The sequence below is a fragment of the Kineococcus lubricus genome, assembly GCF_050871965.1.
Lineage (GTDB): Bacteria > Actinomycetota > Actinomycetes > Actinomycetales > Kineococcaceae > Kineococcus.
The window spans coordinates 16,090-35,435 of the sequence record NZ_JBJLSK010000029.1 but is presented as its reverse complement, the minus strand read 5'-3'; the positions used below and the strand labels follow the sequence as shown (position 1 = coordinate 35,435).

Annotated in this window: 19 protein-coding genes; 10 read left to right on the top strand and 9 right to left on the bottom strand. The window is 76.0% G+C overall.

What is annotated here, in order from left to right; all coding sequences use genetic code 11:
- Window positions 1-34: 34 nt before the first annotated feature.
- Both ACRYRX_RS18515 and ACRYRX_RS18510 read left to right on the top strand, forming a co-directional pair.
- Window positions 35-1,801: a putative bifunctional diguanylate cyclase/phosphodiesterase gene (locus ACRYRX_RS18515; RefSeq protein ID WP_432514235.1), complete on the top strand. Its 1,767-nt coding sequence runs from the start codon at window positions 35-37 to the stop codon at window positions 1,799-1,801.
- Window positions 1,802-1,901: 100 nt separating this feature from the next.
- Window positions 1,902-3,296 (top strand): APC family permease, encoded by a 1,395-nt coding sequence (locus ACRYRX_RS18510; RefSeq protein WP_432514233.1) that lies wholly within the window; start codon window positions 1,902-1,904, stop codon window positions 3,294-3,296.
- A gap of 5 nt (window positions 3,297-3,301) precedes the next feature.
- Here ACRYRX_RS18510 and ACRYRX_RS18505 read toward each other — a convergent pair whose 3' ends face one another.
- The 3 genes from ACRYRX_RS18505 to ACRYRX_RS18495 all read right to left on the bottom strand — a co-directional run bounded on the left by ACRYRX_RS18505 (window position 3,302) and on the right by ACRYRX_RS18495 (window position 5,169).
- Window positions 3,302-3,616 (bottom strand): hypothetical protein, encoded by a 315-nt coding sequence (locus ACRYRX_RS18505; protein WP_432514232.1) that lies wholly within the window; start codon window positions 3,614-3,616, stop codon window positions 3,302-3,304.
- A 53-nt stretch (window positions 3,617-3,669) separates the two neighbouring features.
- Complete coding sequence (locus ACRYRX_RS18500) at window positions 3,670-4,479, bottom strand: NmrA family NAD(P)-binding protein (protein ID WP_432514230.1); 810 nt, start codon at window positions 4,477-4,479, stop codon at window positions 3,670-3,672.
- 81 nt (window positions 4,480-4,560) lie between these two features.
- The gene (locus tag ACRYRX_RS18495) at window positions 4,561-5,169 is read right to left on the bottom strand and encodes a hypothetical protein (RefSeq protein WP_432514228.1); all 609 of its coding nucleotides are present in this window, start codon (window positions 5,167-5,169) and stop codon (window positions 4,561-4,563) included.
- Window positions 5,170-5,255: 86 nt separating this feature from the next.
- Between ACRYRX_RS18495 and ACRYRX_RS18490 the strand changes: the two genes are divergently transcribed.
- Entirely contained in the window at window positions 5,256-6,338 is a 1,083-nt protein-coding gene (locus ACRYRX_RS18490) for a spore photoproduct lyase family protein (RefSeq protein WP_432514226.1), read from the top strand.
- On the opposite strand, the gene ACRYRX_RS18485 is transcribed toward ACRYRX_RS18490, so the two are convergent.
- The 4 genes from ACRYRX_RS18485 to ACRYRX_RS18470 form a co-directional block, all read right to left on the bottom strand.
- Window positions 6,326-7,477, bottom strand: a complete 1,152-nt coding sequence (locus ACRYRX_RS18485) for a carboxylate-amine ligase (RefSeq protein ID WP_432514223.1) — start codon at window positions 7,475-7,477, stop codon at window positions 6,326-6,328. The two genes, ACRYRX_RS18490 and ACRYRX_RS18485, sit on opposite strands and share 13 nt — an antisense overlap.
- Window positions 7,474-8,862, bottom strand: coding sequence for a M20/M25/M40 family metallo-hydrolase (locus ACRYRX_RS18480; protein WP_432514221.1), 1,389 nt, complete (start codon window positions 8,860-8,862; stop codon window positions 7,474-7,476). The genes ACRYRX_RS18485 and ACRYRX_RS18480 overlap by 4 nt, the downstream gene beginning before the upstream one ends.
- 97 nt (window positions 8,863-8,959) lie before the next feature.
- The gene (locus ACRYRX_RS18475; RefSeq protein ID WP_432514218.1) at window positions 8,960-9,475 is read right to left on the bottom strand and encodes a DUF4383 domain-containing protein; all 516 of its coding nucleotides are present in this window, start codon (window positions 9,473-9,475) and stop codon (window positions 8,960-8,962) included.
- A gap of 98 nt (window positions 9,476-9,573) precedes the next feature.
- Window positions 9,574-9,951 (bottom strand): VOC family protein, encoded by a 378-nt coding sequence (locus ACRYRX_RS18470; RefSeq protein WP_432514216.1) that lies wholly within the window; start codon window positions 9,949-9,951, stop codon window positions 9,574-9,576.
- A 136-nt stretch (window positions 9,952-10,087) separates the two neighbouring features.
- On the opposite strand from ACRYRX_RS18470, the gene ACRYRX_RS18465 reads away from it, so the two are divergent.
- The gene (locus tag ACRYRX_RS18465; RefSeq protein WP_432514213.1) at window positions 10,088-10,843 is read left to right on the top strand and encodes a TetR/AcrR family transcriptional regulator; all 756 of its coding nucleotides are present in this window, start codon (window positions 10,088-10,090) and stop codon (window positions 10,841-10,843) included.
- Window positions 10,844-10,846: 3 nt separating this feature from the next.
- On the opposite strand, the gene ACRYRX_RS18460 is transcribed toward ACRYRX_RS18465, so the two are convergent.
- A complete protein-coding gene (locus ACRYRX_RS18460; RefSeq protein WP_432514211.1) occupies window positions 10,847-11,608 on the bottom strand; it encodes an IclR family transcriptional regulator in 762 nt (253 codons plus the stop codon).
- Between the two features lie 72 nt (window positions 11,609-11,680).
- On the opposite strand from ACRYRX_RS18460, the gene hutH reads away from it, so the two are divergent.
- From hutH to ACRYRX_RS18435, 5 genes are read left to right on the top strand one after another with little or no spacing between them, the layout of a single operon-like run.
- Entirely contained in the window at window positions 11,681-13,225 is a 1,545-nt protein-coding gene (hutH, locus tag ACRYRX_RS18455; RefSeq protein WP_432514209.1) for a histidine ammonia-lyase, read from the top strand.
- Window positions 13,226-13,235: 10 nt separating this feature from the next.
- Window positions 13,236-14,891 carry a urocanate hydratase gene (hutU, locus tag ACRYRX_RS18450; protein WP_432514206.1) on the top strand — a complete coding sequence of 552 codons (1,656 nt, stop codon included), beginning with the start codon at window positions 13,236-13,238 and terminating at the stop codon, window positions 14,889-14,891.
- Complete coding sequence (locus ACRYRX_RS18445; RefSeq protein WP_432514204.1) at window positions 14,879-16,189, top strand: formimidoylglutamate deiminase; 1,311 nt, start codon at window positions 14,879-14,881, stop codon at window positions 16,187-16,189. Before hutU ends, ACRYRX_RS18445 begins: the two co-directional genes overlap by 13 nt.
- The gene (hutI, locus tag ACRYRX_RS18440) at window positions 16,186-17,328 is read left to right on the top strand and encodes an imidazolonepropionase (protein ID WP_432514203.1); all 1,143 of its coding nucleotides are present in this window, start codon (window positions 16,186-16,188) and stop codon (window positions 17,326-17,328) included. Before ACRYRX_RS18445 ends, hutI begins: the two co-directional genes overlap by 4 nt.
- 59 nt (window positions 17,329-17,387) lie before the next feature.
- The gene (locus ACRYRX_RS18435) at window positions 17,388-17,531 is read left to right on the top strand and encodes a hypothetical protein (protein ID WP_432514201.1); all 144 of its coding nucleotides are present in this window, start codon (window positions 17,388-17,390) and stop codon (window positions 17,529-17,531) included.
- A gap of 222 nt (window positions 17,532-17,753) precedes the next feature.
- On the opposite strand, the gene ACRYRX_RS18430 is transcribed toward ACRYRX_RS18435, so the two are convergent.
- Window positions 17,754-18,278, bottom strand: a complete 525-nt coding sequence (locus ACRYRX_RS18430; protein ID WP_432514198.1) for a hypothetical protein — start codon at window positions 18,276-18,278, stop codon at window positions 17,754-17,756.
- A 144-nt stretch (window positions 18,279-18,422) separates the two neighbouring features.
- Here ACRYRX_RS18430 and ACRYRX_RS18425 point away from each other — a divergent pair, with 144 nt between their 5' ends.
- The gene (locus tag ACRYRX_RS18425) at window positions 18,423-19,334 is read left to right on the top strand and encodes a hypothetical protein (RefSeq protein WP_432514196.1); all 912 of its coding nucleotides are present in this window, start codon (window positions 18,423-18,425) and stop codon (window positions 19,332-19,334) included.
- The last annotated feature ends 12 nt before the right edge of the window (window positions 19,335-19,346 follow it).

The window sequence follows — 19,346 nt, the reverse complement described above, 5'->3', positions numbered from 1 at the left end:
AATCGCTGATGGTGGCCAGCGCAGGAGGTGTGCCGTGCGGGATCGTCCGGACGATCGGGGCGGTGCGGGCCGCCCCGCGCTCGCCAGCGCCGTCGTGTCCTCCGCCCTCGCCCTGGCCGTCACCGACCTGCGGGGGCAGGTCCTGGAGGCCAACGACGCCTTCGCCCGCCTCCTGCACCTGCGTCCCGACCAGCTCACCGGCGGCAAGGTCGGCGACCTGCTGGCCGCCGGCGCCGGGCAGGAGGACGTCCTGGACCTCGACCGGGTCGTGGAGGACCTGCTCGGCGGCACGCCCGTCGTCATGGCCGACCTGCTGGCCCGCCGGCCGGACGGGTCGGCCCTGCGGGGTCAGGCGCTGTGCTCGCTGAGCCACGACGGCGGGACCGGGGCGGGGGCCGGGCCGGTCCTGCTGCTCCAGGTCGTCGACAGCGACAGCACCGACCGCCGCCGCCCCGGCGACCACGACGCGCTGACCCGCCTGCGCAGCCGGCACGCGGTGGTCGCCGACCTCACGGCCCGGTTGCGCGAGCGGTCCGGGCTGCTGGGCGTCATCGCCTGCGACCTCGACCGGTTCCGGGTGGTCAACGAGAGCCTCGGGCACGCCGTCGGCGACGAGCTCCTGGTCGGCGTCGCCCGCCGCCTCATCGCCGGGGTGCGCGGCGGGGACGTCGTGGCCCGCCTGGGCGACGACGAGTTCGTGGTGGTGCTCACCGGGCTGACCGACGTCGCCGAGGCCGTGGACGTCGCCCACCGGCTGACCCGCCACCTCGGGGCCCCCTTCGAGGTGGACGGCCCGCAGCAGCGCCGGGAGATCCGCTGCGCCGTCAGCACCGGCCTGGTCGTCGTGGACCTGGACGCCGCCGGCTCCCCGTGCCCGGCCGCCGGCGGGGGCGCGCCGCCGCCGCTGGACGCCGCGACCCTGCTGCGCGACGCCAACACGGCGCTGGACGCGGCCAAGGCCGCCGGCGGCGGGTGCTGCCGGGTGTTCACCGGCGCCATGCGCGAGCGCGCCATCCACCGGCTCACCGTGGAGAACGACCTGCGCCGGGCGCTGGAGCGCGGGGAGCTGCGGGTCCACTACCAGCCGGTCGTCGACCTGCGCGACGGCCACCGCTCGGGTTTCGAGGCGCTGGTCCGCTGGGCCCACCCCCAGCGCGGGCTGCTGCTGCCGGGGCAGTTCCTCGACGTGGCCGAGGAGTGCGGGCTGCTGCCGGCCGTCGACGCCGTCGTCCTGGAGCAGGCGCTGGACTTCCTGGCCCGCCACCCCGACGTCCGGGTCGCGGTGAACACCTCCGCGCGGCGGCTGGACGGGACGTTCGCCGCGGACCTCGCGCGCGGCCTGCACCGGCGGGGGCTGCCCCCCGGGCGGCTGGCCGTGGAACTGCTGGAGACGTCCCTGGCCTCCGGCGACCCGATCGTCGAGCGGGAACTGCTGGACCTGGCCGACCTCGGCGTCGCGGTCCTGCTGGACGACTTCGGCACCGGGTACTCGGCGCTGTCCTACCTGCGCCGGCTGCCGGTGACGGGGCTGAAGCTCGACGGGTCCTTCGTCGCCGACCTGCCCGAGGACGACAGCTCCGACCGCATCGCGGCGGCGGTGGTGAGCCTGGCCGGCAGCTTCGGGTTGTCGTCGATCTGCGAGGGCGTGGAGACCGCCGCCCAGGCCGAGCACCTGGCCGCCCAGGGCTGGCAGTCGGCCCAGGGGTTCCACTTCGGCGTCCCGGCCCCGGAGGAGCGCTGGTTCCCCCGCCCCCTCGCCCCCACCGGGGGCACCCCCCGCGCCGCCCGCGTCCCCACCTGACCCCCGGCGGCCGGCGGGACCCGGCCGTGTGGACCGCTCCCCGGCCCGGTGCCACGATGGACGAGGTCCGGCAGCGTGGCGCGACCCGTGGGAGGTCACCGTGAGCACGACCGTCCAGACCGGGGCCCCGAGCGAGCTCAAGCGCGTCATCGGCCCCAAGCTGCTGCTGCTGTTCGTCGTCGGCGACATCCTCGGCACCGGCGTCTACGCCCTCACCGGGCAGGTCGCGGGGGAGGTCGGGGGAGCGGCGTGGCTGCCGTTCCTCGTCGCGTTCGCGGTCGCCACCGTGACGGCGTTCTCCTACCTGGAACTGGTGACGAAGTACCCGCAGGCCGCGGGCGCCGCGCTGTACGTCCACAAGGCGTTCGGGATCCACTTCCTGACGTTCCTCGTCTGCTTCGTCGTCATGTGCTCCGGGATCACCTCGGCGTCGGCGGCCTCCCGGGCGTTCGCCGCGAACCTCGTCGAGGGCTTCGGGGTCGGCGTCGGGAACACCGGCGTCCTGCTCATCGCGGTCGCGTTCGTGCTGCTGGTCGCGGCGGTGAACCTGCGCGGGGTCAGCGAGAGCGTGAAGCTGAACGTCGTCCTGACCGTCGTGGAGCTCACGGGCCTGCTGACGGTCATCGGCCTGGGGACGTGGGCGATCCTCGGCGGCGACGCCGACTTCTCCCGGGTCGTGGTGTTCGAGACCGAGCAGGACAAGAGCGTCCTGCTGGCGGTGAGCACCGCGACGTCGCTGGCGTTCTTCGCCATGGTCGGTTTCGAGGACTCGGTGAACATGGCCGAGGAGACGAAGGACCCGAGCCGGATCTTCCCGCGGGTCCTGCTGACCGGGTTGGGCATCACGGCCGTCGTGTACGTGCTGGTCTCGGTCTGCGCCGTCGCGGTGGTGCCGGTGGGGGTGCTGCGGGAGAGCGAGACCCCGCTGGTGGAGGTCGCGCAGACGGCGGCGCCGGGTTTCCCGATGGCCGACCTGCTGCCGTTCATCTCGATGTTCGCGGTGGCGAACTCGGCGCTCATCAACATGCTGATGGCGAGCCGGCTCATCTACGGGATGGGCCGGCAGGGGGTCCTGCCGCCGTTCCTGCGGGCCGTGCACCCCTCCCGCCGCACCCCGTGGGCGGCGATCGGGCTGACCACGGCGATCGCGGTCGGGCTCATCGGCTACGTGTCGCTGGCCCCCGACTCCCCGGTCGTCGCGGTCCTGGGCGGGACGACGTCGCTGCTGCTGCTGACGGTGTTCTGCGTCGTGAACGTCACCGTGCTGGTGCTGCGCCGCGACCGCGTGGCGCACCGCCACTTCTCGGCCGGGCCGGTGCTGCCGGTCGTGGGGGCGGTGTCGTGCGCGTACCTGGTGCTGCCGTGGACGTCGGGCCGCGCGCTGGAGCAGTACCGGATCGCCGGGGTGCTGGTGGCGCTGGGCGTGGTGCTGTGGGCGGTGACGTACGCCTGGAAGCGCCGGTCGCCGGGGTCGGTGGACGTCCGCCGGGGCTGACCGGCTCAGCCGGTGCCCGAACCGGCGCCCACCGGCAGGAACCACGCGGCGGCGGCGGCGACGAGGGCGGTGCCCGCGACGAGCAGCACGACCTCCGCGGCGCGCGGGCGGCGCCGGCGCAGCAGCAGCAGGGTCGTGGTGGAGGCGGCGACCAGGGCGGCCCAGGTCAGCAGCGTCCAGCCGAGCAGGAGGGCCAGCACGGCGACGCCCTCCCCGGCGTCCGTCCGGGTCCAGGCGAACTCCCCGGCGGCGAGCACGACGACGGCGACCCCGGCGAGGGCGAGGGTGGCGGGGGCTCCCAGCGGGCGGGTGGCCGGCACGCGCCGAGGCTACGGGCGTCCCCGCGGCGGGGCAACGGCCGCCCGGGACGCGCTCACCCGCGGAAGGCGTCGGCGTGCTGCTGCGCCCACCGCGCGAAGGTGGTGGCCGGGCGGCCGAGGAGATCCGGCACGACGGAGGTCGCCGAGGCGCCGCCGGCGGCGAACCCGGCCAGGACGGTGTCGACGTACCAGCGGGCGTCCTCGCCCGCGCTCACCGCCAGCACCGCGACCGCCTCCTCGCGGTCCACCCGCACGAAGGGCACCTCGCGGCCCAGCGCCCGGCCGAGGGCGGCGGCCAGCTCGCGCCGCGTGAGCACCTGCGGACCGGTCAGGGCGTGGGCGCGGCCCTCGTGCCCCTCACCGAGCAGGACCTCGGCGGCGACCGCGGCGATGTCGTCCACCGCCACCGGGGCGCTGGCGGCCTGCGGCCACGGCTCGCGCACCGTGCCGTGCGCGCGGACCTGCGGCGCCCACAGCAGCGCGTTCTCCATGAAGTCCCCCGGCCACAGGTGCGTCCACGGCACGCCGCCCGCCTCGACCGCCGCGGCCACCGGGCCCCACCAGCTCTCCAGCTCCCCGGACAGGTCCACCACCCGCTCCACCCCGGCGCGGCGCGCGGCCGTCACCACCCGCTCCGCCGTGGCCGGGGCCGGCGCCAGGTAGAGGCGGTCGACACCGCGCAGCGCCTCGGCCAGCACCGACGGCCGCGTCACCGACCCGTGCACCACCTCGACCTGCGCGGGCAGGGCCGCGCGCACGGGGTCCACCGTCAGGGCACGCACCTGCGCCGCCCCGCGGGCCAGGAGGTGGTCCACCACCCGGCGGCCGACGCTGCCGGTGGCCCCGGTGACCAGGACTCTCACGCGCTCCTCCACCGCTCGCGGGTCAGGGCACCACCAGGTCAGCACACCGGCCGCGCGGGCGGCAAGACCGCGGGACGGGTCTCAGCGGCGTCCGCGCCGGGACCCGGAGTACGCCGGTTCCCGCAGCCGCCGCCACCCCGCCGGGACGGTGAGCCCGGGCACGGCGTGCCGCACCGGCTCGAAGGTGAGGGGTTCGTCGTGCCCGTCCCCGGCGTCCCCCGCGTCCCCGGCGTCCCCGGGGTCGAGGTGCAGCTCGGCGAAGGGCCGCCAGGGCCCGCGCGGCGCGGCGACGGCCAGCAGGTAGCGGCCGCCGACGTGCCGGGCCCCCACGAGCAGCCGGCCGGACGGCGCGCGGAACGCCGCGATGCTCGAGTGCAGGCCGTGGCGGGCGTCGCGGCGCGGCCACGGGACCCGCCGGCCCAGCGTCGTGGACAGCAGCAGGTCCCCCGGCCCGTCGGCCAGCTCGACGCGCAGCGCCAGCCCCAGCACGTCCGGCAGCGGGGCGGGCAGCCCGGTCGCGCGGGAGAACCGCACGACGACGCGGTCCTCACCGGGTTCGTCGACCCAGCGCACCCCGGTCCCCGGGTGCAGCCCGTGCCGCCGCAGGGTCCCGGGCAGGACCGTGCCGCGGGGGTGCAGGGCCTTGGCCCCGCGGACGGCGGCGACGGTCCGGAACAGGCGGGAGATCACTCCCCGAGTCTGTTCCCGCGCCGGTGGTGGCGCACCTCACGACCGTCCCGGGACGTTCCCGCGCCGCCTCCTCGTTGAACCCGGTGATGGTCACCGCAGCCCGCACCGGAACCGTTCTCTGGACCCCGCGCCACGTCCTCGTGACCGCCTCCGCGCAGGCCGAACCGCACGGCCGCGCGATCCTCGACCGCCTCGCCGCCGCCGGGGTCGACGACGTCCGGCTGCTGAGCGGGGACCGCCTGCCCCCGCTGCGGGAGGACACCGACCGCGCCACGTACGCGCGGGCGAAGCGGACCCTCGCCGTCGTCACCAGCGCCGCGTCGAAGCGCCGCCCGACGCCGATCCCGCCGAGCGCCGACTTCTCCTTCCCGCTGGCCGAGGGGTGCCCCGGGCACTGCCAGTACTGCTACCTGGCCGGGTCGCTGACCGGCCCGCCGATCACCCGCGTGTACGCGGACCTGCCGCGCGTCCTCGCCGGGCTCGACGAGGTCGTCGGCACCGGTGCGGTCACCACCGGCACGCAGGCGCGCGGCCACGAGGGCACGACGTTCGAGGCGTCCTGCTACACCGACCCGCTGGCCCTGGAGCACGTCACCGGGTCGCTGGCCGCCACGATCACCCACTTCGGGACGCACCCCTGGCCGGGTCCGGTGCAGTTGCGGCTGACGACGAAGTACGACGACGTCGACGGCCTGCTCGACCTGCCGCACCGCGGCCGCACCCGCATCCGGGCGTCGGTGAACGTGGCCGGGGTGGAGCGGTTCGAGGGCGGCACGGCCCGGGTGGGCGCCCGGCTGCGCGCGCTGGGCCGGCTGGCCCGCGCCGGGTACCCCGTCGGCCTGACGATCGCCCCGATCATGCCCGTGGACGACTGGCGGACCGCCTACGGCGACCTGCTGGACGCGGCCGCCGCCGAACTGCCCGCCGGCGCGGACCTGACGGTGGAGTGCATCACCCACCGGTTCACGCCGAAGAGCAAGGACGTCCAGCTCGGCTGGTACCCGGCGACGAAGCTCGACCTGGAGGAGTCCACCCGCAGCCGCAAGCACGGGAAGTTCGGCGCGGTGAAGTTCGTCTACGACAAGGACACGATGCGGGACCTGCGCGGCTGGTTCGAGGCGGCGCTCGCCGACCGGCTGCCCGCCGCGCGGTACCTCTACTGGACCTGACCGGTCGCCACCGCGGGCAGGACCCCGGTCCACCCGTCCGCGCCCCACGCGTCGGCGAGCACGGACGCGGTGACGGCGGCCAGGTCACCGGTGCGGTGCAGGACGGCGCGCTGGCGGGTGGCCGAGGTCCCCTCGGCCAGGAGCCGCCCGGTCAGCGCGGAGACCTCCTCGAACTCACCGGCCGCCTCCAGGTCGTCCCGCAGTTCGGCCAGCAGCCCGCCGACCACCACGGCCGCCGGGGCGGAGTCCCCGGTGACGGGGTCCACCAGGTCCCCGGCCAGCCCCCACCGGGCCGCCCGCCAGCGCGCCGCCCGCAGCACCTCCGGGCGCAGCGGCGGCGGGGCGACGCCGCGCTCGGCGCGGCCGGCCACGACCCGGACCAGCGAGCGGCACAGCGCCGCGTGCAGGACGACGTCGTCGACGCGGGGGCAGACGTCGGCCACGCGGAACTCCAGCGTCGGGTACCGCAGCGAGGGCCGGACGTCCCAGTACAGGTGCGAGGCGTCGTCGACCACGCCGGCGCGGCGCAGCTGCGCCACGACCCGGTGGAACCCGGCGGCGTCGCCCAGTTCCTCGGGCGCCCCGGTGATGGGCCACCGGGCGAACCACTGGGTGCGGAAGCTGTCGTACCCGGTGTCGGTGCCCTCGTGGAACGGTGAGCTGCCGGTCATCGCCAGCAGCACCGGCAGGTAGGGCCGGACCCGGTCGGACACGGCCACGGCGACGTCCAGGGACGGGACCGCGACGTGGACGTGGCACCCGCAGATGACCTGCTGCAGCGCCAGGACTCCCCACCGCTCCAGCAGCCCCAGGTACCGCGGCCGGGCGGTCATGCGCTGCTGCTGCCAGCAGGCCGTCGGGTGCGTGGACGCGGGCAGCACCGTGGCGCCGAACCCCGCGGCGGCGGCGCGCGCGTCCGCCCGCCGGGCCCCGATCTGCGCGCGCAGCTCGGCCAGCGTCCGGCAGACGCCGGTGGCGGTCTCCAGCTGCGTCGTCGCGATCTCCGCGCCGACGTGCGGCCCGAGGGAACCGTCCAGCGCGGCGGCGGTCAGCCGGGGCTCGTCGCGCAGCTCCGTCGTCAGCGCGTCGACGACGTGGAACTCCTCCTCGACGCCGAGGGTCGCGCCCGCACCGCTCACGACCGCGCCAGCCCGGACCAGAACCGGGCCAGGGTGACGACGCCGGCGAGCAGCACGTCGACGTCGACGGACTCGTCGCTGTCGTGCCAGTTGTCCTCGGGCAGGCCGGTGCCGAAGAACAGCAGCGGCAGGTCGAGGGTGCTCGCGATCAGCGCGGCGGGGGACCCGCCGGCGTTGCGCATCCGGCCCACCGGGCGGCCGAATCCCTCCTCCGCGGCTTCGTGCAGGACGTCCAGGGCCGGCAGGTCCGGTGGCGTCGCGTACGGTTCCTGGCCGCTCTCCTCCTTCACCTCCAGCCGGTACGCGACCCGGTCGTCGATCCGGTCGGCCACCCAGCGGCGCAGCTGGTCGGCCACCGCGGCGACGGTCTGCCCGGGGACGGTGCGGATGCTGAGGTCGGCCGTCGCGACGGCCGGGATCGCGCCCTGGGAGGGGCCGACGGGGTCCCCGGCGAGCAGGGCGGTGACCTCGGCGGCCGGGCGCAGGTAGAGCCGTTCGGGGACGGTCCAGCCCGCCTCACCGCCGACGGAGCGGGTGCTGCTGCGCTCGAGCCAGTCGGCCCCGTCGTAGGGCAGGGCGGCCAGCGCGGCGCGGATGCCCTCGTCCGGCTCGACCACGTCGTCGTAGAACCCGGGCAGGGTGAGGCGGCCGTCCTCGTCGTGCAGGCCGCCGAGCAGCCGGGCGAGTTCGACGACGGGGTTCGGGGCCGGGCCCGAGACCGCACCGGAGTGCACGTCGCGGAACGGGCCGAGGACCTCCAGGGTGGCGCTGACCGAACCGCGGACGCCGGTGCACAGGGCGGGGACGTCCTTGGCCCAGATCATGGTGTCGGACAGCACGATGAGGTCGGCCGCGAGGTCGTCGCGGTGGGTCTCCAGCAGCTCGGCCAGGTGCGTCGAGCTCGCTTCCTCCTCCCCCTCGACCAGCACCGTCAGGTTCACGGCGGGCGCGTCCCGCCCGGTCGCGGCGAGGTGGGCTCGCACGGCCCACACGTGCGCGAGGACCTGCCCCTTGGCGTCGGAGGCCCCCCGGCCCCACAGCTTCCCGTCCCGCAGCGCGGGCTCGAACGGGGGCGTCTGCTCCCAGTGGTCGTCCTTGGCGGGGCGCACGTCGTGGTGGCTGTACACCAGGACCGTGGGGGCGCCGGGGGCGGCGTGCCAGCGGGCGAACACGGCCGGGGCACCCTCGGTGCGCCAGACCTCCACCTCCGGGAACCCGGTCTCGCGCAGCACCCCGCTGAGCCAGTGCGCCGAGCGGGTCATGTCGGGGGAGTTCTCGGGGTTGGCCGAGACCGAGCGGATCCGCACCCACCCGACGAGGTGCTCGAGCAGTTCGTCGCGGTGGGTCCGGGCGTGGTCGCGGACGCGGTCGAGTTCATCGGTCACGAGGGCGACCTTCCGGCGGAGCGGACGGCCACGGCGTTGGACCTGTTCCCAGGGGAACACGCCGGGCGGATCCGCAACCCGGCCAGGCCACCCGCCGCTAGAACACCCCGTTGCGCTCGATCTCCTGCTTGCGCGAGATCGACCCGCCGACGAGGAAGAACACGCCGAGCAGCAGGTAGAGCCAGTTGCTCTCCGCGTCGGTGGGCAGCACCGGGGCGGAGGACTGGTTGACGATGCCGATGCCGGCGAAGGCCATGCCGATGAGCGCCAGGGCGTGCAGCACGACGTTCTTGTGGGCCTGGCGCACCGACCCGGCGAACGCGAGGACGGTGATCCCGAAGAGGAACAGCATCGCGGACGTGACGATCGAGACGGTGAAGATCCCGAACAGCTGGGCGCCGCTGGTGAAGAAACCCATCGCGTCGTAGTTCGTCGTGATCCCGGGGATCACGCCGCAGATCCCCAGCAGGGTCAGCAGCGCGCCGGTGAACTGGGCGTGGCGGCGGACGGGGCCGCCGCGGGTCCTGGCCAGCTGAAGGGGGTTGGACTCCGCCTTCAGGGTGGTCTCGACGTCGTCGTCGCGGCGGGGCTGGAGGGCTTTCTGGTCGGTCATCGGCGCTCGCCAATCGGTCGGGGAGGTCGCTGGCCGCGGGTTGGACGGCTGACCGCGAGTATGGCCCCGGCGCGCCGCGGGGGCGCGCCGGAGCGTGGTCACCCGTTCCAGTCGACGAGCTGGACGACGACGCCGTTGGGGTCGCGGACCTGGAACGCGCGCTCGCCCCACTCCTCGACGGTGAGCGGCATGGTGATCTCGACGCCCTCGGCCCGCAGCCGGGCGAGTTCGCCCTCGAGGTCGTCGACGACGAACGCGACGATCTGCCCGCGCGCGACCTCGTCGCGCTGGTCGGCGGGCAGGGTGGCGAGGCCGCGGCGCAGGTAGACGAGGTGGGTCCCGACGTCGGGTCGGCTGAGGCTGGCGTACCCGTCGGCGGCGTTGTCGAGGGTGAAGCCGAAGTGGTCGGTGAGGAACGCGGCCGAGGCGCGTTCGTCCTCGACGTTCAGGGACAGGGCGGTGGCGGTGACCTTCACGGGGACTCCCTTTCTCCGTACGGTGTACGGAGAGAACGCGCCGACCCCCCGGTCTGTTCCCGCCCCTCCCCGCGATCAAGGACTCCCCCCCCCGGCGATCAAGGACTCCCCCCCGCCCCTGGGCGATGATCGGCCGGTGAGTCCCGACCGCCCGAACGCCGGCGACCCCGCGCGCACCCTGGCCCTCCTGTGGCGCGACCCCACCGCCGTCCCGGCCCGCGGCCCGCGCCGCCGCCACGACCTCGACGCCGTCGTCGAGGCCGCCCTCGGCCTCGTCGACGTCGACGGCCTGACCGCCCTGTCGATGCGCCGCGTCGCCGAGCGCCTCGGGATCTCCACGATGTCGCTGTACACCTACGTCGCCGACCGCGCCGAGCTCCTCGACCTCCTCCTGGACGCCGCCTACCTGCGGATGCCGCGCCAGGACACCACCGGCCGGCCGTGGCGCGACCGCCTCGTGAGCGTCGCCGCGGAGAACCGGGAGCTGTTCGCGCAGCACCCCTGGGCCGCGGAGGTCTCCACCGTCCGCCCCTCCCTGGGCCCGGGCCAGACCGCCAAGTACGAGCACGAGCTGGCCGCCCTCGACGGCACCGCCGCCGACGACGTCACCCGCGACGCCTGCCTCACCCACCTGCTCGTCTTCGTCCGCGCCTGCGCCCGCGACGCCGCCGACGCCCGCGCGATCGCCGCGGGGTCGGGCAGCGACCGGCAGTGGTGGGCGGCGGCCGGGCCGCTGCTCGCACGCCACCTCGACCCCGCGCGCTACCCGCGCGCCGTGCGGGTCGGGGCCGCCGCGGGCGAGGCGGCCGGCAGCGCCCACGACCCCGAGCGCGCCTACGCCTTCGGCCTGGCCCGCCTCCTCGACGGCCTCGCCCCCGTCCTGGACGCCTGATGCTCAGGCCCCGAACAACCGCCGCCGCAGCTCCTGCGCCTGCCGCCGCACCGCCCCCGCCAGCTCCACCCGCCGCTGCGGGGTCACCGCCGCCGCCTCGAACGTCACGGCCAGGCTCGTCACCGGCCACCCCGCCCGGTCCGTCACCGCGACCGCGACCGACGCGAAACCCGGCGTGACCTCCCCGTCCTCCTCGGCGTACCCCCGCGCCCGGGTCGCCACCAGCACGGCCCGCAGCTCGCGCGGCGACACCTCCACCCCCCGCGCGACCAGCGAGGCCGCGTCGGGGAACAGCGCCCGCACCTGCTCGCGGGGCAGCGCGGCCAGCAGCGCCCGCCCGCTCGCCGTCAGCTGCGACGGCAACCGCACCCCCACGTCCGTCACCAGCGCGGGCCGGCGCGGCGCCCGCTCCTCCACGAGGTAGACGACCTCACCGCCCACGAGCACCGCGAGGTGCGCGCTCTCCCCGACCCGGTCGACGAGCGCGGCCAGCACCGGCCGGCCCAGCCGCGTCACCGGTTCCTGCCGCACGTACCCCGAGCTCAGCTCGAACGCCGCGATCCCCAGCCCGTACCGCCGTGCCTCGGGGAACCGCAGCACGAAACCCTGCTCGGCCAGCTCCCCCAGCAGCCGGTACACGCTCGAGCGCGGCAGCCCCAGCGACCGCGCCAGCGTCGCCGCCGCGACCGGCCCCTGCTGCGCGGCCATGAACGACAGGATCCGCAGCGCCGCCCCGACGGTCGGGGCCCCCACCGAGGTGACCACGACCGGAAGTGTCCAGCACCCTGGACACCGACGCCGCGCCGGGCGCTGACGGGACGGCGTCGGCGCGGTGAGATGGGACCCGTGAAGAACGTTCTCGTGTCCGCCGGCCCGGTGACCGTGGCCGACGTCGTCGCCGTCGCCCGGCACGGCGCCCACGTCGACCTCGACCCCGCCGCGCTGGCCGCCGTCGAGGAGTCCCGCGCCCGCGTCGAGGCCCTCGCCGACGACGCCGAACCCCACTACGGCATCTCCACCGGTTTCGGCGCCCTGGCGACCCAGCACATCCCCGCCGACCAGCGGACCCAGCTGCAGCGCAGCCTCGTCCGCTCGCACGCCGCCGGGTCCGGGCCCGAGGTCGAGACCGAGGTCGTCCGCGCCACGATGCTGCTGCGCCTGTCGACGCTGATGACCGGCCGCACCGGCGTCCGCGCCCGCACCGCGCAGGCCTACGCCGACCTCCTCAACGCCCACCTCACCCCGGTCGTCGCCGAGCACGGTTCCCTCGGCTGCTCCGGCGACCTCGCGCCGCTGGCCCACTGCGCGCTCGCCGTGATGGGCGAGGGCACCGTCCGCACCGCCGGCGGCGAGCTCCTGGACTCCGCGACCGCCCTGGCGCGCCACGGCCTCGAACCCGTCGTCCTGGCCGAGAAGGAGGGCCTGGCCCTCATCAACGGCACCGACGGCATGCTCGGCCAGCTCGCCCTGGCCCTGGACACCCTCGACACCCTGTTCGCGACGGCCGACCTCGCCGCCGCGCTGTCCGTGGAGGCGCTGCTCGGCACCGACGCCGTGTTCGCCGACGACCTCCAGCGGCTGCGCCCCCAGCCCGGCCAGCGGGTGGCCGCCGGGAACGTCCGCCGCGCGCTGGCGGGGTCGCCGATCGTCGCCAGCCACAAGGGCCCGGAGTGCACCCGCGTGCAGGACGCGTACTCGCTGCGCTGCGCCCCGCAGGTCCACGGCGCCGGCCGCGACACCGCCGCGCACGCCCGCGCGGTCGCCGAGCGGGAACTGGCCGCCGCGGTCGACAACCCCGTCGTCACCCCCGACGGCCGGGTGGAGTCCAACGGGAACTTCCACGGCGCCCCGGTGGCGTACGTCCTGGACTTCCTGGCGATCGCCGTGGCCGACCTCGCGAGCATCTCCGAGCGCCGCACCGACCGGTTCCTGGACCGCGCGCGCAACCACGGCCTGCCCGCGTTCCTCGCCCACGACGCGGGGGTCGACTCGGGGTTGATGATCGCGCAGTACACCGCGGCGGGCATCGTCTCCGAGCTCAAGCGCCTCGCCGTCCCCGCGAGCGTCGACTCGATCCCCAGCTCGGCGATGCAGGAGGACCACGTGTCGATGGGCTGGGCGGCGGCGCGGAAGCTGCGCCGCGCCCTCGACGGGCTGACCCGGGTCCTGGCCATCGAGGTCCTGACCGCGACCCGCGCGCTGGACCTGCGCGCGCCGCTGCTGCCGGGCCCGGTCACCGCCGAGGTCCTGCGGACCGTCCGCACCGTCGTCGCGGGCCCCGGCCCCGACCGCTTCCTGGCTCCCGAGATCGAGGCCGTCGTGGGCCTGGTCGCCTCGGGCGCCGTCGTCGCCGCCGCCCGTTCCGTCACCGAGATCGACTAGGGAGAGCCCCGTGACCGGTCCCCGTCCCGTCCGCGCCCACCGCGGGAGCACGCTGCACGCCAGGAGCTGGCAGACCGAGGCCCCGCTGCGGATGCTCATGAACAACCTCGACGCCGAGGTCGCCGAACGCCCCGACGACCTCGTCGTCTACGGCGGCACCGGGAAGGCCGCCCGCTCGTGGGAGGCGTACGACGCGATCGTGCGCACCCTGGAGGACCTGGAGGACGACGAGACGCTGCTGGTGCAGTCGGGGAAACCGGTCGGGGTGTTCCGCACCCACGAGTGGGCGCCGCGCGTGCTCATCGCGAACTCGAACCTCGTGGGCGACTGGGCCACCTGGCCGGAGTTCCGCCGGCTGGAGCAGCAGGGCCTGACGATGTACGGCCAGATGACCGCGGGGTCCTGGATCTACATCGGCACCCAGGGGATCCTCCAGGGCACCTACGAGACGTTCGCGGCCGTCGCGGAGAAGAGGTTCGGCGGGACCCTGGCCGGCACGATCACCCTCACCGGCGGTGCGGGCGGCATGGGCGGCGCGCAGCCGCTGGCGGTGACGCTGAACGGGGGCGCCGCGATCGTCGTCGACGTCGACCGGGCGCGGTTGCAGCGCCGCGTCGACCACGGCTACCTCGACGAGCTCGCCACCGACCTCGACGACGCCCTGGAACGCGTCGTCCGGGCCCGCGACGAACGCCGGCCGCTGTCGGTGGGGGTCGTCGGCAACGCCGCGACGGTGTTCACCCAGCTGCTGGACACCGGCGCCCCGATCGACGTCGTCACCGACCAGACCTCGGCGCACGACCCGCTGAGCTACCTGCCCGAGGGCGTCACGGTCCCCGAGTGGCACGAGCTGGCCGCGGAGGACCCCGAGGGCTTCACCCGCCGGGCCCGCGCGTCGATGGCCAAGCACGTGGCCGCGATGGTCGGGTTCCAGGACGCCGGGGCCGAGGTGTTCGACTACGGCAACTCGATCCGCGAGGAGGCCCGCCTCGGCGGGTTCGAGCGGGCGTTCGAGTTCCCGGGTTTCGTCCCGGCCTACATCCGCCCGCAGTTCGAGCAGGGCCGCGGGCCGTTCCGCTGGGCCGCGCTGTCGGGGGACCCGGCGGACATCGCCCGCACCGACCGCGCGGTCCTCGAGCTGTTCCCCGGCGACGAGAAGCTGCGCCGGTGGATCACCGCCGCGGGGGAGAAGGTCCACTTCGAGGGCCTGCCCGCCCGCATCTGCTGGCTCGGGTACGGCGAGCGCCACCTCGCGGGCCTGAGGTTCAACGAGCTCGTCGCCAGTGGCGAGGTGTCCGCGCCGATCGTCATCGGCCGCGACCACCTGGACTCCGGTTCGGTGGCCTCGCCGTACCGGGAGACCGAGGCCATGGCCGACGGGTCGGACGCCGTCGCCGACTGGCCGCTGCTGAACGCGCTGCTGAACACCGCCTCGGGCGCGACGTGGGTGTCCCTGCACCACGGCGGCGGCGTCGGGATCGGCCGCTCGATCCACGCCGGTCAGGTCACCGTCGCCGACGGCACCGAGCTGGCCGCGCGGAAGATCGAGCGCGTCCTGACCAACGACCCCGGGACGGGCGTCATGAGGCACGTCGACGCCGGGTACGAGCACGCGGCCGAGGTCGCCCGCGAGCGCGGGGTCCGCGTCCCGATGTGGGAACGGTGAGCTTCCACGCGCAGGCCGCCTGGCTGGACGGCCGGGTCGTCGCGGACGTGCGCGTCGAGGTCGCCGGCGGCCGCGTCACCGCGCTCACGCCCGGGGTGCGGGCCGAACCGGGCGACCACGCCCTGACGGGGCTCGTGTTCCCGGGGTTCGCGAACGCCCACTCGCACGCGTTCCACCGCGGGCTGCGGGGGCGCACCCACGGCGACGGCGGCAGTTTCTGGACGTGGCGGCAGGCGGTGTACGCCCTCGCCGGCCGCCTCACCCCGGACACCTACCGGGAACTGGCGACGGCCGCGTTCACCGAGATGGTCCTCGCGGGCTGGACCGCGGTGGGGGAGTTCCACTACGTGCACCACCGGCCCGACGGCACCCCGTACGACGACCCGAACGCGTTCGCCCTCGCGCTGCGCGACGCCGCGCGCGAGGCGGGGATCCGGCTCGTCCTGCTCGACGCGCTGTACCTCACCTCGGCCCCCGGGGAACCCGTCCTGCCCGAGCAGCGCCGGTTCTGCGACGGGTCGGCGAGCGCGTGGGCGCGGCGGGTGCGGGAGATCCCGGCCGACGAGTCCTTCCGCGTCGGCGTCGCGGCCCACTCCGTGCGCGCCGTCGGCCCGGCCGACCTCGCGGTCGTCGCCGAGACCGCCTGGGACCTCGGCGCCCCGGTGCACGTGCACCTGTCCGAGCAGCCCGCCGAGAACGAGGCGTGCCGCGCGGCGTACGGCTGCACCCCCACCGAGCTCCTCGACCGCGCCGGGGCCCTGAGCCCGGCCCTGACGGTGGTCCACGCCAACCACGTGACCGACGCCGACGTCGCGCTGCTGGGGGCGCGCCGGGCCTCGGTGGCGGCCTGTCCCACGACCGAGGCCGACCTCGGCGACGGCGTCGGCCGCGGCCGGGCCCTGGCCGACGCGGGGGCGGTCCTGGCCCTGGGGTCGGACCAGCACGCCGTCGTCGACCCGTTCCTGGAGGCCCGGGGGCTGGAGGCCGCGGCCCGGCTGGGGTCGCTGCGGCGCGGGGTGTTCTCCCCGGCCGAGCTCGTCGCGGCCCTCACCACCGGCGGGCACCGCAGCCTCGGCCTCGACGGCGGCACCCTCGCCGTCGGGCAGCCCGCCGACCTCGTCGCCGTCCGCACCGGCTCGGTGCGCACCGCCGGTGCGGACCCGGCGCAGCTGGTGCTGACGGCCACGGCGCAGGACGTCACCGACGTCGTCGTCGCCGGGCAGTTCCGCGTCCGCGACGGCGTGCACCGCACCGTCCCCGCCGAACGCGTCGCCGAGATCCTCCGGAGGCTGGCGTGAGCACCCTCTTCACCGGCATCGGTGAACTCACCACGAACGACCCGGAGCTCGCCGCCGACGACCTCCTGGGCCGGGTCCGGGACGCCGCGCTGGTCGTGGAGGACGACCGGGTCGCCTGGGTCGGGCGCGCGGCCGACGCCCCCGAGGCCGACGACCGCGTCGACGTCGGCGGTCGCGCCGTCCTGCCCGGCTGGGTCGACGCCCACACCCACCTCGTGTTCGCCGGGGACCGGACCGCGGAGTTCGAGTCCCGCATGGCCGGGCAGCCGTACGCCGCCGGCGGCATCGCGCGGACCGTCGCCGCCACCCGCGCCGCGACCGACGAGCAGCTGCGCGCGAGCCTGCGCCGGCACGTCGCCGAGGCCCGCGCCCAGGGCACCACCACGTTCGAGACGAAGACCGGGTACGGGCTCACCGTCGAGCAGGAGCTGCGCGCCGCGCGGCTGGCCGCGGAGTTCACCGACGAGGTCACCTGGCTCGGCGCGCACGTCGTCGCCCCCGGCGTCGACCCCGGCGCCTACCTCGACGAGCTCGTCGGCCCGCAGCTCGACGCCGTCGCCGGTCTCGTGCGCTGGGCCGACGTGTTCTGCGAGGAGGGCGCGTTCGACGAGGACCGGTCCCGCACCGTCCTGCTCGCCGCCCGCGCCGCCGGGCTCGGGCTGCGCGTCCACGGCAACCAGCTCACCCGCGGCCCCGGCGTGCGGCTGGCCGTGGAGCTCGGCGCCGCCAGCGTCGACCACTGCAACCACCTGACCGACGCCGACGTCGACGCCCTCGCGGGGTCGGCGACCGTCGCGACCGTCCTGCCCGCCTGCGACCTCTCGACCCGCCAGCCCCTCGCCCCCGCGCGGCGGCTCCTGGACGCGGGCGCGACCGTGGCGATCGCCAGCAACTGCAACCCCGGGTCCAGCTACACCAGTTCCGTCGCGTTCTGCGTCGCGACCGCGGTGCTGCAGATGGGCCTGACCGTCGCCGAGGCCGTGCACGCCGCGACCGCCGGCGGCGCGCGGGCGCTGCGCCGCACCGACGTGGGCCGCCTGACCGTCGGCGCCCGCGCCGACCTGCACGTCCTGGACGCCCCCTCGGTGACCCACCTCGCCTACCGCCCCGGCGTCCCCCTCACCCACTCCGTCCACTGACCCGCGCCGATCAAGGAAACCCGCCCGCCGATCGAGGAAACCCGGGCCATGCTGGGACGGTGAGGAGACACGGACGCCGGCGCCGCAGGGCCCGTCAGGTCGCCGAGGGAGCCGCCGAGGTCACCGACGCGCTCGGGATCGTGTGGACGGTCGTGACGTTCCCGTTCCGGGTGCTGAGAGCGGTCCTCGACGCCCTCACCTGACCCCACCGGCCCCGCCGATCGGGGGAACCCCACCGCTGCCGGGCACCCGCGCCGTGGTCCTGCCCGCATGCTTCGAGGACGGGTCGCAGACGCACGTTCCGCCGGGCCGCCCGGGCCGCCGAGGTCACCGCCGACGTCGTCGACCTGCTCTCCGTCGCCGGGGGTCTCCTGAAGATCCCGTTCACCGTCGTGCGCGCCGTCGTCGACGCCCTCACCTGAACGTCAGGGCGCCTGCACGGGCGACCCGTCGGCGTGCTGGTCGGGGCGCTGCGCCCGGTACTCCTCCAGCGTCAGCCCCCACGCGCGGGCGGCGGCGGTGTCCTCGGCGAGGGTGAACGCGTCCCAGTCGTCGACGACGCGCTGCGTCAGCCACGGCAGTTCCACGCAGAGGTAGCTGCCGCCCTCGGGCACGTCCGGCGGCGGCGTGCAGGTCGACACCGTCTGGAAGGCGCTCGCGTCGAAGCAGCTCGTCCACGACAGGTCGGAGGACGCGAACGGGTCGTCCGGGTCGGTGGCCGCCCGTTCCTCCTCGGTCGGCTCGTGCCAGGTGCACGTCCGCGTCGGCATCGACGTCGCGAGCGGTCCGCCCTGCAACCACTCCTGGTGGGCGATCTCCTCGGAGGACGGCGTCCACTCCGACGCCGACGTCGTGGGCCCGCCCGTCGGCACCGGGGAGGCGGGCTGCGTCCCGCAGGCCCCGAGCGTCAGCGCCAGGGCCAGCAGGGGCAGGACGGTCGCGGCACGCACGCCCCCATCGTCGCGATCCCCGGCCCGCCACCGGCGCGAACCGCGGGGGACCACCCGTCCGGCTCCGCGCCCGCACGCAGCGCCGCCGCGACGTCACGCCCACCGTCGCCCGGCCGCCGCCGGGGGCGGTGGGAGGATCGGGGGGTGCAGACCGCCCCGGCCTTCGGCCTCCTCCTCGACGTCGACGGCCCGATCGCGAGCCCGGTGACCCGCTCGATCAGCGCCCCCGGCCTCCTCGACAGCCTCCTGGAACTGCTCGCCGCGGGCGTCCCGGTGGTCTTCAACACCGGCCGCTCCGACGAGTTCCTCCGCGAGCAGGTCGTCGGCCCGATCCTGGCCGCCGGGCTGCCCGCGGCGGCGCGGCTGCACGCGGTCTGCGAGAAGGGCGCGGTGACGTTCTCCGTCACCGCCGACGGCCCGACGCCCGTGGTGGTCGACGAGACCGTCGCGGTGCCCGCGGAAGCCGTGCAGCGCCTCGAGGCGCTGGCCCGCGACGAGTTCGGCGACGTCCTGTTCGTCGACGGCGGCAAGCGGGCCATGGTGTCCCTGGAGCAGCGCCTCGACGTCGACTCCGCGACGTACCTGGCCCGCCAGCCCGACTACGAGCAGGCCGCCCTGCAGGTCTTCACCGACCTCGACCTCGGCGTCACCTGGAAGGGCGTCACCGTCCCCGACGCCCGCGGCGGCGTCGACTGGCGGATCGACCCCACGATCATCTCCACCGACGTCGAGTCGGTGCTGCTCGGCAAGGACCGCGGCGCGGAGATGGCGCTGCGCCTGCTGGCCGCCGACGGGCCGCTGCCGTCGGCGTGGCGCACCGTCGGCGACTCCCGCACCGACTACGCCATGGCCGACTGGCTGCACGCCCAGGGGCACGTCGTCGCGCACGTCGACGTCCGTCCCGCCGACGGCGTCCCCGCCACCCCCTACCCCGTCCTGGAACCGCGGCACACCGTCCACGACGAGGCGGGCGCGGCCTGGCTGGCCCGGCTGGCCGCCGTGGTCCGCGGCGAGGCCGCCGACGACGGCGACTTCGACGCCCACCTCGTCGCCTGAGGTCGCCCGAGG

Bases quoted from the DNA above. Each gene is read 5' to 3' on its own strand.
- ACRYRX_RS18490 (WP_432514226.1), top strand. From the start codon at position 5,256: ATGGTCACCGCAGCCCGCACCGGAACCGTTCTCTGGACCCCGCGCCAC.
- ACRYRX_RS18475 (WP_432514218.1), bottom strand. From the start codon at position 9,475: ATGACCGACCAGAAAGCCCTCCAGCCCCGCCGCGACGACGACGTCGAG.
- hutH (WP_432514209.1), top strand. From the start codon at position 11,681: ATGGGACCCGTGAAGAACGTTCTCGTGTCCGCCGGCCCGGTGACCGTG.